The 15,725-nt window shown below is 59.8% G+C and carries 15 protein-coding genes; 3 read left to right on the forward strand and 12 right to left on the reverse strand.

Annotated features, from left to right (window positions below; translation table 11 throughout):
• Nucleotides 1–178: 178 nt before the first annotated feature.
• The 8 genes from AC1D35_RS31670 to AC1D35_RS31705 all read right to left on the reverse strand — a co-directional run bounded on the left by AC1D35_RS31670 (nucleotide 179) and on the right by AC1D35_RS31705 (nucleotide 8,900).
• A complete protein-coding gene (locus AC1D35_RS31670) occupies nucleotides 179–1,258 on the reverse strand; it encodes a sn-glycerol-3-phosphate ABC transporter ATP-binding protein UgpC (protein WP_113508219.1) in 1,080 nt (359 codons plus the stop codon).
• Nucleotide 1,259: 1 nt separating this feature from the next.
• The gene (locus AC1D35_RS31675; RefSeq protein ID WP_477941804.1) at nucleotides 1,260–3,188 is read right to left on the reverse strand and encodes a glycoside hydrolase family 127 protein; all 1,929 of its coding nucleotides are present in this window, start codon (nucleotides 3,186–3,188) and stop codon (nucleotides 1,260–1,262) included.
• A 27-nt stretch (nucleotides 3,189–3,215) separates the two neighbouring features.
• Nucleotides 3,216–4,079, reverse strand: a complete 864-nt coding sequence (locus tag AC1D35_RS31680) for a carbohydrate ABC transporter permease (RefSeq protein ID WP_113307898.1) — start codon at nucleotides 4,077–4,079, stop codon at nucleotides 3,216–3,218.
• On the reverse strand, nucleotides 4,079–4,990 hold the full coding sequence (locus AC1D35_RS31685; protein WP_477941806.1) for a carbohydrate ABC transporter permease: 912 nt from the start codon (nucleotides 4,988–4,990) through the stop codon (nucleotides 4,079–4,081). The genes AC1D35_RS31680 and AC1D35_RS31685 overlap by 1 nt, the downstream gene beginning before the upstream one ends.
• 82 nt (nucleotides 4,991–5,072) lie before the next feature.
• The gene (locus tag AC1D35_RS31690; protein ID WP_477941808.1) at nucleotides 5,073–6,311 is read right to left on the reverse strand and encodes an ABC transporter substrate-binding protein; all 1,239 of its coding nucleotides are present in this window, start codon (nucleotides 6,309–6,311) and stop codon (nucleotides 5,073–5,075) included.
• A gap of 40 nt (nucleotides 6,312–6,351) precedes the next feature.
• The gene (locus AC1D35_RS31695) at nucleotides 6,352–7,383 is read right to left on the reverse strand and encodes a LacI family DNA-binding transcriptional regulator (protein WP_477941820.1); all 1,032 of its coding nucleotides are present in this window, start codon (nucleotides 7,381–7,383) and stop codon (nucleotides 6,352–6,354) included.
• A gap of 176 nt (nucleotides 7,384–7,559) precedes the next feature.
• The gene (locus AC1D35_RS31700; RefSeq protein ID WP_477941810.1) at nucleotides 7,560–7,913 is read right to left on the reverse strand and encodes a hypothetical protein; all 354 of its coding nucleotides are present in this window, start codon (nucleotides 7,911–7,913) and stop codon (nucleotides 7,560–7,562) included.
• 39 nt (nucleotides 7,914–7,952) lie between these two features.
• Entirely contained in the window at nucleotides 7,953–8,900 is a 948-nt protein-coding gene (locus AC1D35_RS31705) for a GGDEF domain-containing protein (protein WP_477941811.1), read from the reverse strand.
• Between the two features lie 262 nt (nucleotides 8,901–9,162).
• Between AC1D35_RS31705 and AC1D35_RS31710 the strand changes: the two genes are divergently transcribed.
• Entirely contained in the window at nucleotides 9,163–10,134 is a 972-nt protein-coding gene (locus tag AC1D35_RS31710; RefSeq protein WP_113296820.1) for an alpha/beta hydrolase, read from the forward strand.
• Nucleotides 10,135–10,218: 84 nt separating this feature from the next.
• Here the strand turns inward: AC1D35_RS31710 and AC1D35_RS31715 are convergent, their stop codons facing one another.
• Together AC1D35_RS31715 and AC1D35_RS31720 are read right to left on the reverse strand one after the other, a co-directional pair.
• Entirely contained in the window at nucleotides 10,219–11,115 is an 897-nt protein-coding gene (locus AC1D35_RS31715) for a LysR family transcriptional regulator (protein WP_113296819.1), read from the reverse strand.
• A gap of 109 nt (nucleotides 11,116–11,224) precedes the next feature.
• Entirely contained in the window at nucleotides 11,225–11,551 is a 327-nt protein-coding gene (locus AC1D35_RS31720) for a hypothetical protein (protein WP_477832937.1), read from the reverse strand.
• A gap of 358 nt (nucleotides 11,552–11,909) precedes the next feature.
• On the opposite strand from AC1D35_RS31720, the gene AC1D35_RS31725 reads away from it, so the two are divergent.
• Together AC1D35_RS31725 and AC1D35_RS31730 are read left to right on the forward strand one after the other, a co-directional pair.
• A complete protein-coding gene (locus tag AC1D35_RS31725) occupies nucleotides 11,910–13,013 on the forward strand; it encodes an NADH:flavin oxidoreductase/NADH oxidase (protein WP_477941814.1) in 1,104 nt (367 codons plus the stop codon).
• A 118-nt stretch (nucleotides 13,014–13,131) separates the two neighbouring features.
• The gene (locus tag AC1D35_RS31730) at nucleotides 13,132–14,250 is read left to right on the forward strand and encodes a flavin-containing monooxygenase (protein WP_477941816.1); all 1,119 of its coding nucleotides are present in this window, start codon (nucleotides 13,132–13,134) and stop codon (nucleotides 14,248–14,250) included.
• A 208-nt stretch (nucleotides 14,251–14,458) separates the two neighbouring features.
• Here AC1D35_RS31730 and AC1D35_RS31735 read toward each other — a convergent pair whose 3' ends face one another.
• Together AC1D35_RS31735 and AC1D35_RS31740 are read right to left on the reverse strand one after the other, a co-directional pair.
• On the reverse strand, nucleotides 14,459–15,430 hold the full coding sequence (locus tag AC1D35_RS31735) for a phosphotransferase family protein (protein ID WP_477941818.1): 972 nt from the start codon (nucleotides 15,428–15,430) through the stop codon (nucleotides 14,459–14,461).
• 62 nt (nucleotides 15,431–15,492) lie between these two features.
• Nucleotides 15,493–15,725: transposase (locus tag AC1D35_RS31740; RefSeq protein WP_477941723.1), on the reverse strand; the 233-nt coding region annotated here is incomplete at its 5' end.

Consider the following 15,725-nt stretch of genomic DNA (forward strand, 5'->3'; position numbering starts at 1 on the left):
CGCTTTTCTTGCTTAGGGACGAGGCCTCGAAATCCAGGAAGACGATCAATGTAATGCGACAGGCGGGCGCTGTCCTCCAGCGAAAGATTTGCCCCGATCGACCGTGCACTGCCCCGACACCTATTCAAGCGTCAGGACCGGGTCGAGCGAACAGGACGCAGCCTACAGCTGCCTGCGGTTATTTGTCGAGCCGCATGCCGTCGGCGTTGAAGACGTGCAGATGGGCGGGATCGCAGGTGAAGGCGAGCTGGCTACCGGTCTGGATGTCACCAGATCCCCTGTATTCGACGGTTAGCGGCTGACCATCTCCAAGCTGACAATAGAGGAATTGCGTGCCGCCGAGATATTCGTCGAAATCAACCCTAGCCCGCAACACGTCATCCTCAGGCCCCGAGACGATGCTCAGATGCTCCGGCCGCGCGCCGAGGGTGATCTTCTGGCCGGCGGCTAGACCGGCGCCGCCAATCGGCGAACGAATGCGATTTCCGGCCGCCAGGATGGTGCCGTCACCTGCCCAGCTTGCCTCGAGCAGGTTCATGCGCGGCGAGCCTATGAAGCCCGCGACGAAGACATTGTTCGGCCGTTCGTAGATCTCGCGCGGCGTTCCCGACTGTTCGATGTGCCCATCGCGCAGCACGACGATCTTGTCGGCGAGTGTCATCGCTTCGGTCTGGTCGTGTGTGACATAGATCATCGTATTGCCGAGCTCGCGATGGAGCCTGGCGATTTCAATGCGCATCGAGACGCGGAGTTCCGCGTCGAGGTTAGACAACGGCTCATCGAAGAGGAATACGTCAGGTTTGCGGACAATCGCGCGGCCGATCGCCACGCGCTGCCGCTGGCCGCCGGAGAGCTGCCCTGGCCGGCGGTCGAGCAAGTGGTCGATCTTCAGGATCGCCGAGGCCGCCTTGACGCGGGTCTCGATTTCCGAGACCTGCGTTCGCGCCATCTTCAGGCCGAAGGCGAGATTGTCGCGCACGCTCATATGCGGATAGAGCGCGTAGGATTGGAAGACCATGGCGATGCCGCGGTCGGAGGGATCGAGATCGGTGACGTTGCGTCCCTTGATCTCGATCTCGCCATCCGTCACGTCCTCCAGCCCGGCGATCATGCGCAGCAGCGTCGATTTTCCGCATCCCGAAGGGCCGACGAACACGACGAAGGACCCTTCTGCAATGGTCAGGTCGATGCCATGGATAACTTCCAGATTGCCGAAACTCTTGCGAATTTCGGTCAGTACGACGCCCGTATCCGCCATATTATTCACCGCGCGCCTCGGCCGCTCTGACCCAGACCAGCATTTCGCCCGGTTCGCGATTATCCCAGAAAGGATAGGGCACGAAACGTGCGCTCGACTGTTTTGCCGCCGGCGGAGAGTTGCGGTAGAGCGCAGAACCCCAGTCGGCCGCATCACGGCTGACGGGAAGTTCCAGGGCCACGGCGCCGCGTAGGCCCGATATCTCGGAGGTCTTGGCCTGCGAGATATCGGCGGAGAGCGAAATGCCGTTCAATCCGGCGCCGTTGTCGGTTTCCTCGACGCAATAGACCATCGGACCGCGCATCAGCGCCGTTCGGCCGGCATCCTGGCGCACCAGCGGATTGGCAAAGAGTTTGCGGGCCGTCAACGGTATGGAGAGATCGACCTTGTCGCCGTTCTTCCAGTCGCGGTCGATGCGGGCATAACCATCCATCAGCACGGATGCCAGATCGAGCTTTTCGCCATTGATGGAGAGCGTCGCACCGTCAGCCCATTCCGGAATGCGCAGCGACAGCGCGAAGTGAGCCGGGCGGTCGAGCGTCAGGTCGAAATGGATCGCGCCATCCCAAGGGTAACGCGTCTGCTGCGAAAGCTCGGCCTTGGCGCCGGCGAGATCGAAGCGCGCCTTGCTTTCCCCATAGAGGTGGACGGCGATCTCATCCTCGGCGATCGCATACATGTAGGAGCCGACGGATGCCAGGAGGCGTGCGATGTTCGGCGGGCAGCAGGGGCAATGGTGCCAGATCCAGCGATGGTGCTTGCCGGCACTTTCCAAGGGATTCTCATAGAAGAACCGCGTGCCGTCGAGCGAAAGGCCGGCCATCGCGCCGTTATAGAGCGCCTGCTCCATAATATCGGCATAGCGGCGGTTCGGGCCGCGGCCCAGCATGCGGTTTGCCCAGAAGACGAGGCCGACCGAGGCGCAAGTCTCGGCATAGGCGCTTTCGTTCGGCAGGTCGTAGTAGTCGGTGAAGCCTTCGTTGGCGGCGGCCGGACCGATGCCGCCGGTGACGTACATCTGCTTGGTCGTCAGGTCGTCCCACAGGGTTTCGAGGGCTGCCGTCAGCGTATCGTCGTTATATTCGGTGGCGATATCGGCCATGCCGGCGTAGAGGTACATGGCGCGCACCGCGTGGCCGACGACCTTTTTCTGTTCGCGCACCGGCACGTGCGCCTGGCCGTATTCATAGGTCTTCTGGTGAAAGTCGGCGGCACTGCGGCCGTCGCGGACCGCTTCGTCGGTGAAGAAATGGGGCTCGGTGCCGCGCTCGTCGATGAAGAACTTCGAGAGGTCGAGATACTTCTTCTCGCCCGTCACACGCGCCAGCTTGACCAGCGCCAGTTCGACTTCTTCATGGCCGCAATAGCCGGGCATCTGGCCGGGGCCATGGCCGAAGACCGTGATCAGGTAATCGGCATAGCGGCTCATGATGTCGAGCAGCTTCTTCTTGCCGGTCGCCTGATAGTAAGCTACGGCGCCTTCGATCAGGTGTCCGGCGCAGTAGAGTTCGTGGTGGTCGCGCAGGTTCGTCCAGCGGCGGCCGGGCTGCACGCGCTGGAACCAGGCGTTCAGATAGCCATCCTTGTCCTGCAGCTTCTCATACATGTCGATGATCTCATCGACACGGGCCTCGAGCTTCGCATTGGGCCGGCGGTAGAGCGAATAGGCCACTGTCTCGATCGACTTGCCGAGATCGCTGTCCCAGAACATCTGCGTCGTGCCGCCCCAGGGGCCGATCGGAATGACGACGCCCGGGCTTGGCTGGTTCACGTCGATGGCCTGCAGCATGCCGGCTTCGACGCAGCGGTCGAGTAGCGTTTCGGCGGTAGAATCGCAGATCGCATCCTGGCGATCGCCGAACAGGCCATGCAACTCGACGCTCGGCACGGGCAGGGGACGGAACTGGCGGTCTCTCTTCAGCTTGTTCATGGCTTCATCCATTTCGTTGAAAGGTCATCATTTCACTGCGCCGGCCATCAGCCCGCGCATGTAGTAGCGTTGCAGGAGCAGGAAGACGATCAGGCAGGGGATCGTCATGACGACGACACCGGCCTGAACCGCGCCCCAGTTGATGGCGCCGAGGCGTCCGGCGCGCACCGCCGTCATGAGGACGGGCAGCGTGTATTTCTCGTTGCTGGAGAGCAGCACGAGGGCGGCCAGGAATTCGTTCCAGGCATTCAGGAAGGCGAAGATTGCGACCGTCGCAATACCTGGCAGAACCAGGGGCAGAAGCACACGGACAAGCAGCCTCAGGTCACGCGCGCCGTCGATGCGCGCCGCCTCCTCGATCTCCTTCGGCACGGCGTCGAAAGCGTTGCGCATCATGAAGACGGAGAACGGAAGTTGCAGCGTCACATAGACCAGCGTCAGCCCCAGCAGCGAGTTGTTGAGGCCAAGCTTCGCAAGAATGATGAAGAGCGGCGTCAGGATCGACTGGAACGGGATCATCAGCGTCGCAATGATCAAGACGAACAGCGCATTCTTCAGCGGGAAGCGGTAGCGCGAGAAGCCATAGCCAGCAAGCAGGCTGACGGCGACTGTCAGCAGTACCGTTGCCAGCGATACGAAGAGCGAGTTGATCATGTGCCGCCAGATTCCGGCGCCGAATGTATCGAGCAGCGCATAGGCATCGAAGCTGACCCCAGTCGTTGGCCATGGCGGCAACGGCGGCAGGCTCGATTCCGTACCGTGCCGGAAGGAGGCAAAGAGCGTGATGATGAAAGGCGCCAGGAAGAAGATCGAAATGGCGATACCGGCCACATGGTAGGCCGATTGCGACCTGAAGCGCTTGCGGGCGCGGCGTTGTCTCGAAGAGCCCATCAACGTTCCTCCCCGACACGCAGCAGCCAGAGCTGGACGACGGAGATCGCAACGAGGATCGCCAGAAGCACGATCGAAAGGGCGGATCCGTAGCCCAGATTGAAGGACACGAAGGACTGGTTGAAGATGTAGTAGACGACCGAGATCATCTTGTTCTGCGGCCCGCCTGACGTCATGATGTAGAACTGGTCGAAGGCGAGGATCGAGCCGGTGACCGAGACGATCAGCGCCAGCGCAATCGTCTTTCGCATCAGCGGAAGGGTCAGATGCCGGAAGCGCTGCCAGCGACCGGCGCCGTCGATACGGGCCGCCTCCGTCAGTTCGGACGGAATGGCCTGCAGGCCGGTCAGCAGGATGATCATCGTAAAGCCCGCAATTTTCCAGACGACCATGACGATGATGGTTGCGAAGGCGGTGTCGAAGCTTGCCATGATATTGGGGCTTCGCTCGACAAGGCCAAGTGCGCGAAGGGCCGGGCCGAAGAAGCCGCTATCGACATTGGCAAGCCAGACCCAGAGCAGCGAAGCAGTCGCTAGGCCGACCACCACAGGCAGGAAGATAATCGTCCGGTAGGTGCTGACGAAGCGACGCTCCTTCTCGACGAAGATCGCCAGCGGGAAGGCCACCGCAAAGATCGCGATGGTAACGATCACTGTGTAGTAGGCGGTGAAATTCAGGGCCGCCATGAAGCGGCTGTCGTTCCACATGCGGATATAATTGGCAAAGCCGATCCAGCGGGAGGCGCCCATCAGTGGCCAGTTATGCAGGCTCATCCATCCCGTGAAGAGAACAGGCATGACGAAGAAGACGATGACAAGCGCCATGGCTGGCGCGATATAAAGAAAGCCGCGCCATTGCGACCTCCGCCGTTTTCGGACAGCGCGCGCGCGCTGCGGACCGGAACCGGTCATCGAAACCTCCGCATCTTACGAATGATCAGTCTGTAGATCGGCCGGGGAACTGCCACCGTCCCCCGGCCCACGGCCGGGAGAGTTATTGGCCGCTGTCGATGATGGACTGCATCTCGGACTGAGCGTTCGAGAAGGCGCCATCGACGTCGTCACCGAAGATTGCGGCGTTGGTGAAGGTCGCCCAGGGGCCATTGGCACTGTTGATCAGATCGTTGAACTGCAGCGTGTAAGGTGTCTTGGCAACGGAGATCGCCTTCAGGCCCACCTGCATGCGGGGGTCGAGCCCGGCAAGAACCTGATCGGCAATGTCTCCACGCGTCGGCAGGCTGCCGTATTTCGCCATGACCTTCTGGCCGTCCATCGAATAGATGTATTCGAGGAATTCCTTGACGGCATCGATCTTCTTCGTGCCCTTGGTGATGACGAAATTGTCGCCGCCGGCAAAGGACGAAGTCTTGCCGTCGACGCTGGGGATGAGCGTCACACCGAAGTTGATATCCGGATACTGGGTGACCAGCGTGCCGATTGCAAAGGCACCGAGGCTCTGCTGGCCGATCTTGCCGTTTGTGAAGCTCAGGAAGCTCGTGCCATTGTCGCTCGCAGCACTTGCCGGAACGAGATCCTTTTTCACCATGTCGCGATAGAAGCCGACGGCCTTGCGCATCTGTGGCGTATCGAGCGTTGCGGTCTTGCTATCCTCCGAGAGGATATCGGCACCAGCGCCCCAGACGAGTGGCGTGAAGGTGAAGATCATGCAGCCGCCGCAGCCGCCGCCCGAGAAGTAGAAGCCGTAAGTATCGTCACCGAGCTTGCGGATCTTTTCGGCGTTGGCTTCGATTTGCTCCCAGGTGGTGGGCGCCTTTTCAGGGTCGATGCCGGCCTTCTTGTAGAGGTCCTTGTTCCAGGCGAAGACAGAGGTTTCGACCGACAGCGGCAGGCCGTAGATCTTGTCCTGATAGGTGCCGAGTTTGACATGTGACGGCGACAGTGAATTGAAATAGGGCAGGCTCTTTGCCCAGTCCGTCAGGTCTTCGAGCTGGCCCGCAGCGGCGAACGCCGGGTTATAGATCAGGTCCATCGACAGGGCATCGGGCGCCTGGCCGCCGGCGATTGCCGTTGCATATTTCTGCACCAGTTCGCTGAAGGGCACTTCGGTCGTGACCACCTGGTTTTCGTGGCTCGCATTATAGGACTCGACAACCTTCTTGAAGGCATCGCCGATGCCGGTGCGAACCCACATTTCGATCTTTTCGGCAGCCGAGGCTGTCGAGACCAGGCATAGGGTGGCAATGCTGGTTGCCAGTAATAGACGCTTCATCATGGCTCTCCTCCCAAGTTGGCGCGTCTCCTTCGCGCCGTTGCTATATTCCGAGGGTGTCGCCCCCGCATGACTGCCGCACGACGAGACGGCACGGCAATTTCCTGATGCCGGGCTCCACCGAGCGTCCCTCCGCAAGCGCCAGAACCGTCAATCCGGCCTGCCGCCCCAGTTCCTTCAATTCCATATCCACCGTCGTCAGCGGCGGACGTGTCTGGGCGGCGACAATCTCCCAATTGTCGAATCCCACCACCGAAACATCCTGCGGCACCCTGATGCCGCGTTCGCGCAGTGCATCGATGATACCGCGCGCAATCTGGTCGTTGCCGCAGAAGATGCCGTCGGGCTTTTCGCCGCTGCCGCTCCATAATCTCGCAACGGCTTCGTGGCCCCAGTTTTCCGACCAGACCCCGAACAGGACTGGCCGTTCTTCTCCTGCAAMCTTGCGATAGGCATCGGCGCGCTCGCGCACCGAGAAGAAATTCTCCGGTCCGGTGACATGCACGATCCGTTTGCGCCCGAGCTTTGCCAGCCATTCGATGGCAAGCCGCGCGCCCTGCGCATCATCGGAGCGGAAGGTGACGCTTCCTGGCGCTCCCTCCGTAAAGGCGTAAACGACAGGCACGTTCAAATTCGACAGGTCGAGCGGCAACCGTCTATCCAGACGCTTTCCTGTTGCAATTATGCCGTCGACCTGTTTGTCGAGCATCGCCTCTACGTGAATCTGCGCAAGGGTCGGATCCTCCTCGATCGCGCACAGAAAGACCGAAACGCCGTGATCGACGAGAGCATCCGATATGCCCGCCATGACCGGCAGCGTGAAACGGCCATAGGTATCGTTGGTGAGAAGCCCGATCGTGAAACTGCGCTTGCTGAGCAGGCCTCTTGCCAGGGCGTTCGGCCTGTACCCGATCTCCGCCGCGATGCGCTTGACCCGCTCGCGCGTTTCCAGTCCCATCCTGCCCGTGTCGTTTAATGCCTTCGATGCGGTCGAGATGCTGATTCCGGCAGCAGCCGCGACATCGTGAATTGTGATCCGGTCTCTTTTTCCCGTCGTGTCCAGTCGCTCCTCCATCGAACTTGCGATGAGAAAACCTTTTCTCATGGAAATTGTCAAGTGAGAAAAGGTTTTCTCAACTACCGCTGATCGAGCCGGGACTGACAAGGAGGGGTAGGATCGGTTTCAATGATGAGCCGGCTTCTGATCGGAGCTAAGCCCTGCAAGGCTTGTCAGTGTGCGCGCTCAACCACTTACAGATATCCGACGTGGTCGCCGAATGGAACGTCGTCATCAAGGTTGCCGGTGCCGATGCGCTCGCTCTCGCCGGACAGGCGTTCTTCGCCCGGATCGGTGGCCTCCGCATGGGGATGCGTGGAATGATGGTCGAGATGCCGCTCCGCTGCCGGATCATCATCACCATTGATGCGATCTTCTTCGCCATCAGCGGTATGGTGATCGTCTTTTTTCCCACTGCCGGCGGTGATTTTTGCCTGTCGCTCGGCGACCCAGGCATTGTCAGGTTCGGAGCCGATCGAGGTACTATGGTTCACATGTGTCGCCGAGGAAGCTACGGTGGGCGAGGTGGGTGCAATCTTTTCGACCATTGAAACTCCCTGATTTATGACCCTGCCGGCAGGCCCCGGCTATGATTTGCGTCGACCAAGCGGGTGTGCATGGGGATCAATGCCGATCTGGTCGCGGCCTCTCATTTTGGCCGCATAAAGCGCCAAATCGGCCCTTCGATAGACGTCATTGGCATAGTCTCCGTTCATGACACAGGAAATGCCTGCGGAAAAACTATAGCGGAAGCTGAGTTGGTCGGCCAGCGGGTGCGACTGTCTGACGGCGACCAGCATGCGATTGACGATCTCAGCCGCTTCCTCGGGAACCGTGTTCGGAAGGACAAGAACGAATTCTTCGCCGCCGACGCGGCCGAGAATATCGGTCTTGCGCACCATTTTCTGCAGGGTGGCCGCGAAATCCTTCAGAACGGCATCGCCCGCGGTATGGCCGAAACGGTCATTGATATATTTGAAATTGTCGATGTCGAGGACGGCAAGGCAACCGACCTTCTCCTGCTGGTCGCCATAGTGGCGCACCAACTCCTCAAGCTTTGCCATTACGAAGCGTCTGCTCGGAATGCCCGTCAGATCGTCGGTCTGGGATGCCTTGATCGCGCTGTCGCGGTCTTGCCGCAGCGTCCTCTGATCGGAGCGGATCGATGTCACGTCGCTTGCGACGCAGAACATCCAGCCATTGGCCTGCATGGTTTCGGTCATCCACAGCCATCGGCCGTCGTGAAGATCGGTTTCGAAGGCGCGAAAGCCGGTTTTCCCTCGGCGAGCCAGCGTCGACAGCAGCCAGCCCTCGAAATCGGCTGTGGCAACGACCGTTCCGTGGCGGGCGTGAAAGTTGCGCCGCATCAACTCGGACCAAAGCGGTTGTTCGTTGTCTGCGACGAGCCAGGCATCGCGAAACGCGCGATTGGCAAAACGCAACCGGTCATCGTGATCGTAGACCGCAATCATGACGCCCGCAGCTTCCATCAGCTGCGCCATTTGCAACATTGCTTCCGTGTCAACCAAGGTCATCATGCCCTCAGAATAGATCATTATCGGCTTGAACTATCTGCCCGACGTGGAGAAACGGTTAGCTGGCCTGCATGTGCACAGATGGTTCTATTGCCTCATCGCTGCCTGCATCGCGATCCCGGTTCATAATGGGTCAGACATTCTTCCTATAAGTGGAATAATAACTTCCACATTCCGCCAATTAACGGATTTCGGTGAATGGCTATTGTTGGCGCCAACCCAGCAAGGGTTGTTGGCGAATTTGTCAAAACGGAGAACTGAGATGAACAGACTGATCCTTTCCCTGATGCTGGCAACCGCCAGCTTCGCTCCCCTTTCTGAAGCCGTAGCCGCTCCTGCCAAGCAGGTTGCGATCACCCAACAGGTGCCGGTGACCGTTCACTATCGTTCGGCCAAGATCGATGGCGTCAACATGTTCTATCGTGAAGCCGGTCCGGCCGATGGTCCTGTCGTCCTGCTCCTGCACGGCTTCCCGACATCCTCGCATATGTTCCGCAACCTCATCCCACTGCTGGCCGACCGCTATCACGTCATCGCACCCGACTATCCGGGGTTCGGCGAGAGCGATGCGCCCGATCATACCAAGTTCGCCTACACCTTCGGCCACTATGCGGACATGGTCGATACGCTCATGACTGAGCTCGGTGCCAAGAAGTACGCCATGTATGTCATGGATTACGGTGCGCCCGTCGGTTACCGTCTGGCTCTCAAGCATCCGGAACGGGTGAGTGGGCTGATCGTCCAGAACGGCAACGCCTACGAAGAAGGCCTGCGCGAGTTCTGGGATCCTATCAAGGCTTACTGGGCTGACGACTCCACGGAAAAGCGCGAGGCCCTGTCCAACCTCGTGGTTCTTGAGACGACCAAGTTCCAGTACATGGACGGCGTCAAGGACCTCACCCGCATCAGCCCCGACAATTGGGTTCACGATCAGGCGCTGCTCGACCGGCCGGGCAACAAGGATATCCAGCTGGATCTCTTCCATGACTATGGCACGAATGTTCCGCTCTACCCGCAGTTCCAGGCCTTCTTCCGCGATCGCAAGCCGCCGACGCTGATCGTCTGGGGCAAGAACGACAAGATCTTCCCCGAGGAAGGTGCGCATCCTTACCTGCGTGATCTGCCGGACGCCGAAATGCACATCCTCGATACCGGCCATTTTGCCCTTGAAGACAAGCTGGATGAGATGGCGCCGCTCATTCACGATTTCCTCGACCGCAAGGTCGCAAAATAATCATCGACTTTCACAAAGGCCCGGGCATTCAGCGATGAATGCGCGGGCCTTTTTCTGTTTACTGGGCGGGACTGCCTGCGGCCGCTAGTTGAAGTGCCTGTTGGCCCGCAGCTTTCCAACCGCGAAGTCGATGAAGCTTCGCACTTTTGCCGGGGCATAGCGGCCCTCTGGATGCACGACATGGATCGGCAGGGCCTCTTCCTCATAATCAGACAATATCGTGCGCAATTCGCCGGCCTCAAGCTGCGGCGCAATCTGGTAGGAGAGAACACGTGTCAGGCCCCAGCCGCAAGCTGCCGCCGAGATGGCGGCCTCGTTGGTGCTGCAGAAGAGACGGGGATTGACGTGGATGGTAGACTTCTTTTGCACCCCGAAACGCCATTCTAGCGACGTCCACGCGCTGGTCGACGCTATGATGCGGTGGCTCGACAGATCGCCGGGGGTCATCGGGACGCCGTGCTTTTCAAAATAGAAGGGCGATCCGCAGATGACGCGTCTGACCTGACCGACGCGCGTTGCGGTGAGGCCAGAGTCGGGCAGATGGCCGATGCGGATCGCAACATCAATGCCTTCGTCGACCATGCTGACGACCCGGTCGACGAACAGGCCGCGACCGATAACATCGGGGTAGAGATCCAGATATTCGGTCATCAGCGGCAGGACGAACATTGTTCCGAACATTGCAGAAGTCGTGACGGTAAGCGTGCCTGTCGGCTTGCCGTAGGCGCCCGCAGCGGCCGCCTCCACCTCGGTGAGATCAGCGAGAAGCCTCTGGCAGTCCGAAAAATACCGGGCGCCAGCTTCCGTCAGTTTGACGGATCGGGTCGTGCGTGTCAGAAGGCGCGTCCCGATGATGTCTTCGAGGGCGGAAACTATACGCGTGACGGCAGGAGGGCTCATGTGGAGCTGCCGTCCTGCATCCGCGAAGCTCTCAGCCTCCGCGACCTTCACGAAGACCCTCATTGCCTGCCATCGATCCATGCGATCCACATTGCCGTGAAAACCTGAGTCCTGGCCAGAGCTTTAAACGCTTTTCTTCCAACCGCAATCTACCGAACCCATAGCTTCAAGCGGCTGAACGGCAATCCTTTTATCTGGCGAGCGACAGTTCCAGTTTCTCGATGAAGGCGGGCAGCTCCGAAGCGATCTCCGGAACACCGAACGCAATGAGTTGTCTTTTTGCAACCGCGCTTGCCTCACCGTCTCCCGCGTGGACCGCGAGTGCGAATTTCACGGCGATATCGACAAGCAGGTCGAAACTGCCTCCGCGTTTTGCAGCGTCGATCTCCGATCCGCTCAGCGCCAGATGCTTCGCCTCGATCTCCAGGGATCGGAGAGCGTGGAAATCATCTTTGGCATTAGCGATGGCCAGTTCGATTTGTATGCGCATGATCGGGGTGATGAGATCTTTGCTCACGTCATTCTCCATAGGCTGCAAATAGCCGTCGTCTCTTCGGTCGCCGTTTCGAGCCTGTCGGCAAAGATGTCGGGTGATGCCTTGGCGGGTGGAGCGATTGGAGGCCTCTGGCCGTTCGCAGATGGGATATCCTCGCTGGATCAGTACACCCGCCCGCCCTGGGTATGAACTGACGTTCTGCTGAAGACTATCTTCCGCGTGGCGAAACAATCGGAAGAAACGACCCCGCGAGGCCTCTTTGCAAAGCGGACCCACACCAAAAGAACAGTTCCTGACACAAGGAGGCTCTGCTAACCGTCGTAAAACGCCGACAGAGTGCTATAAGCCGAAACAACCGACTTCCGCTTCGAGGAACGCCATGCCCCAGCCCGTCCTGTTTTCGCCCTTCACCGTGCGCAATCTTGCGCTCGCCAACCGCGTCGTGATCGCGCCCATGTGCCAGTATTCGGCTGTGGATGGCTGCATGACGGACTGGCATCTGATTCATCTTGGACAGTTGGCGCTCTCGGGTGCGGCGCTTCTGACGATCGAGGCAACGGCCGTCGTTCCCGAGGGACGCATCACCTTTGCCGATGTCGGCCTTTATGATGACGCCTCTGAAGCCGCGATGGCCCGCACGCTCGAAAGCATCAGAAAATGGTCGGATATGCCGATCGCCGTGCAATTGGCGCATGCCGGCCGCAAGGCCTCAACCGAGGTTCCCTGGAGAGGCGGCGGTCAGTTTCCGCCGACCGATCCGAACGGATGGCAGACCGAAGCGCCTTCCGCTGTCGCCTTCAACCCGAACTACGTGCCGCCGACCGCACTCGACCGCGATGGCATGAAACGTGTCCGCGATGCCTTTGCCGCTGCCGCGCGACGGGCGGCAAGGATCGGCATTGATGCCGTTCAGATCCACGGCGCGCATGGCTATCTGCTGCACCAGTTCCTGTCGCCCTTGTCGAACCAGCGAACCGATGAATATGGCGGCTCTCTGGAAAACCGCGCCCGGTTTCCGCTGGAAGTTCTCGATGCTGTGCGGGATGCCTTTCCCTCCGATAGGCCGGTGACGATGCGCGTTTCCGCCGCCGACTGGGTCGAAGGCGGTCTGGAGATTTCCGAGAGCGTCGAATTTGCCAGGATGCTCGAAGCAAGAGGCTGCGATGCCATCCACGTATCGAGCGGCGGTCTGCATCCCTCTCAGGCGATCCCGATCAGCCCGAGCTACCAGGTACCGCTCRCAAGGACAATCAAAGGCACCGTCAAAATGCCGGTCATAGCCGTCGGCCTGATCACCGAGCCGACGCAGGCCGAAGCAATCGTCGCGACCGGTGATGCAGACCTTATCGCTCTCGCTCGCGCCATCCTCTACGACCCGCGCTGGCCGTGGCACGCCGCCGCCGAACTCGGCGGGCAGGTCAAGGCGGCCAATCAATATCTGCGTTGCCAGCCGACGCAGTTCAAAACCCTGTTTGCGAAATAACGCCTGGGTTTGATAGCCGCGAGAAAAGGTGGCAGCTGCGTTCGTTACGCAAGCTTCTGTCTGACACGCTCATGATGATGTACTCTCCCAGCCACTTTAAATGAGCAGGGAGGGGCTCATGACCGTTGCGGGCACTGTGGTTGTCGGCGGAGGTCCAGCCGGTCTTGCCTGTGCGGCAGCGCTCAGGGCAAATGGCCGCTTATCCACGGTCCTCGAACGCGCTGATAATCTGGCCTCCTCCTGGAGGCGGCATTACGAGCGATTGCATCTGCATACCACCAAGGCTCATTCAGCACTCCCCGGGGCACCGATGCCGCGGAATTTTCCGAGATACCCATCCCGGCTGCAGGTGATCGACTATCTCGAAGCCTATGCGCGCGCCAACGATATCAGAATACAATTTGGTAAATCCGTCCTCCGTATCAGCCGGAGCCGGGACTGGACCATCGAGACGAATGACGGAGGCGCGATCGAGGCTGAAACCGTTGTGATCGCGACGGGCCTCTCCAACGTTCCCATCAGGCCGGTCTGGAAAGGCCAGGAGAGCTTTAAGGGAAAGCTCCTGCATTCTTACGAGTTCAGCAACGCAGGAGCACTGAGTGCAAACCGGGTGCTCGTTGTGGGCTTTGGCAATTCGGCCGGCGAAATCGCGCTTGAATGCGTCGAGGCAGGTCTTGAGGTCTGCATGTCGGTGCGCGGGCCGGTGAATATCGTCCCGCTGGAAATGCTGGGAGTGCCGACCGCAACAATCGCCATTGCGCAGCGGCACTTTCCAGATGGCCTCGTCGATGCCGTGAACGCGCCGCTTCTGCACTTGCGCTATCGAGATATGGAAAGATTGGGGCTGCAAAAATCCGCAAATGGTCCCCTGACCAACATTGCCGAGAAAAACCGCACACCACTGATCGATATCGGAACCATGGCCCAGATCAGGGCGGGGGCGATCAGGATATATCCCCGCATCGATTGGTCGAATGCTCGGCAGGTACATTTCGCCGATGGCCGATCGGCGGATTTCGATACAATCATTTTGGCGACGGGCTTCCGGCCGTCGCTGGAAACGCTATTGCCGGATTTTGCCGAGAGATTTCAGGGCGCAGACAGGCCGAAAAGAGGAGCACTGCAGCCTGGGAATGACGGCCTTTATTTCTGCGGATTCAATACGACTTCCACAGGCCTTCTCCGTCAAATCGGCATCGAGGCCATCAGCATTGCCCGATCGATAGCAGAACGCTGACAAGAGAGCTTGTTGTCCGAAATGGAAACGCATGGTCGCTGATAGAAACGCGACGCAGCGAGGTTGTCGTTGGTTGTCATGACCCAAAGCGAAGAAATACCCTGGCTGCGCAACAGACCGGCCAGGGCTTCGATCAACAAAGTTCCCGGGGTGCACGAGCCATCATGCCCCGGATAGCAAGGGCCAGGTTATTTGACGATCGGCTCGCTCAGCGATCAAGGCGGGCCATTGCAAGCAGATCCCGGATAAGTCCGCCAGGGCCATTCTGATCTGTCGGATCCAAGCCCAGCTTCGTCAGCCAGCACCACATGCTCATCCGATGGAAAAGGCTGTAAAGCCACAGCGCCCGCTCGATATCCGGGTGACCGACCGGGCCGTAGCCTTCGAGGATCGGCCGATAACTGCGCGGATCTTCATGCGCAGAACAGAAGAGGGCCTTGGCAAGGTCGAAGAGCTTGTCTGCTGCCCGTGCGTTTCCGAAATCGATGAGGCCGCTGAGCTGAAGCCTTCCCGCGTCGTCGCGCAAGGCCAACACATTGCCCTGATGGAAGTCGTCGTGGCAGAGCACGGGGCCGTCGCCTCCATCCAGGAGATCGAAGCTACCTTCAGCCAGATGCTGCAGGCGATGTGCGAGATCGGGCCCGCCGCCCAGATTGCGGAAGCGGCGGAACACGTCTTCGAACGCCGATGTCATATAGTCGGCATTCGCGGATACCGGTCTGTCGATCCCGCCGCCGCGAAGATAGCCATAGGCGGGCATCGGCACTGCGTGAATGCGCCTCAGCAGTTCTCCCATCTGGCGATAGGCCTGTTCGATATCCGGCTCTGCGATCCAGTGGCGCAGCGAGCGGCCGGGCAGCAGTGTCAGTAAAGCGCAGCGCAACGGCAGGACGCTTCGCGTCTCGTCGACCTGCAGCCACCTGGGGACGGGAGGCATCAGATCCTTGAGCCAGCCTGCGACGAGCTTTTCTTTCGACGGTCCCCATTCGGGCTCGTCCGGATAGATTTTGAGGACCAGCGGTTCACGCTCGGAGCCAACAAGATCGATCCTGTAGACCTCGGTGCTGCCGCCCTCCAGGCGGGCGAAACCGCTGGCGAGAAGGGCAGGGTCGAGGCTTTGGACAAGCCGCTGAACAGTTTCCTTCTCAAGCTCCAGGGTCGTCCGTCTCTGTGGCGCCATGTGACCCTAAACCCTGCCGGAATTCACTAACCCGCGCGAATGGGATTAGGCTCCAGACTCAATCAGGCCCACCAAATGACGATGGCGGCGATGTAGCAAGTTGCCGCGAAGTTGAGCATGAGCTTGTCATATCGAGTTGCGACACGCCTCCAGTCCTTGAGGCGACAGAAAGCACGTTCGATGATATTTCTCCGGCGGTAGGCGACGGGGTCGAACGGTTTGATCTGCTTTCGGGTTGGATTGTTGGGAATGACAGGCTCGGTGCCGCGTGCAGTGAGAAAGTCGCGCAACGCGT

This window comes from Rhizobium sp. P1_E6, assembly GCF_056405875.1.

What these genes read in the sequence shown, in the direction of transcription:
- AC1D35_RS31675 (WP_477941804.1), bottom strand. Translation starts at nt 3,188, where the DNA reads ATGAACAAGCTGAAGAGAGACCGCCAGTTCCGTCCCCTGCCCGTGCCG.
- AC1D35_RS31705 (WP_477941811.1), bottom strand. Translation starts at nt 8,900, where the DNA reads ATGACCTTGGTTGACACGGAAGCAATGTTGCAAATGGCGCAGCTGATG.
- AC1D35_RS31670 (WP_113508219.1), bottom strand. Translation starts at nt 1,258, where the DNA reads ATGGCGGATACGGGCGTCGTACTGACCGAAATTCGCAAGAGTTTCGGC.
- AC1D35_RS31685 (WP_477941806.1), bottom strand. Translation starts at nt 4,990, where the DNA reads ATGACCGGTTCCGGTCCGCAGCGCGCGCGCGCTGTCCGAAAACGGCGG.
- AC1D35_RS31735 (WP_477941818.1), bottom strand. Translation starts at nt 15,430, where the DNA reads ATGGCGCCACAGAGACGGACGACCCTGGAGCTTGAGAAGGAAACTGTT.
- AC1D35_RS31710 (WP_113296820.1), top strand. Translation starts at nt 9,163, where the DNA reads ATGAACAGACTGATCCTTTCCCTGATGCTGGCAACCGCCAGCTTCGCT.
- AC1D35_RS31700 (WP_477941810.1), bottom strand. Translation starts at nt 7,913, where the DNA reads ATGGTCGAAAAGATTGCACCCACCTCGCCCACCGTAGCTTCCTCGGCG.
- AC1D35_RS31715 (WP_113296819.1), bottom strand. Translation starts at nt 11,115, where the DNA reads ATGGATCGATGGCAGGCAATGAGGGTCTTCGTGAAGGTCGCGGAGGCT.
- AC1D35_RS31690 (WP_477941808.1), bottom strand. Translation starts at nt 6,311, where the DNA reads ATGATGAAGCGTCTATTACTGGCAACCAGCATTGCCACCCTATGCCTG.
- AC1D35_RS31730 (WP_477941816.1), top strand. Translation starts at nt 13,132, where the DNA reads ATGACCGTTGCGGGCACTGTGGTTGTCGGCGGAGGTCCAGCCGGTCTT.
- AC1D35_RS31680 (WP_113307898.1), bottom strand. Translation starts at nt 4,079, where the DNA reads ATGGGCTCTTCGAGACAACGCCGCGCCCGCAAGCGCTTCAGGTCGCAA.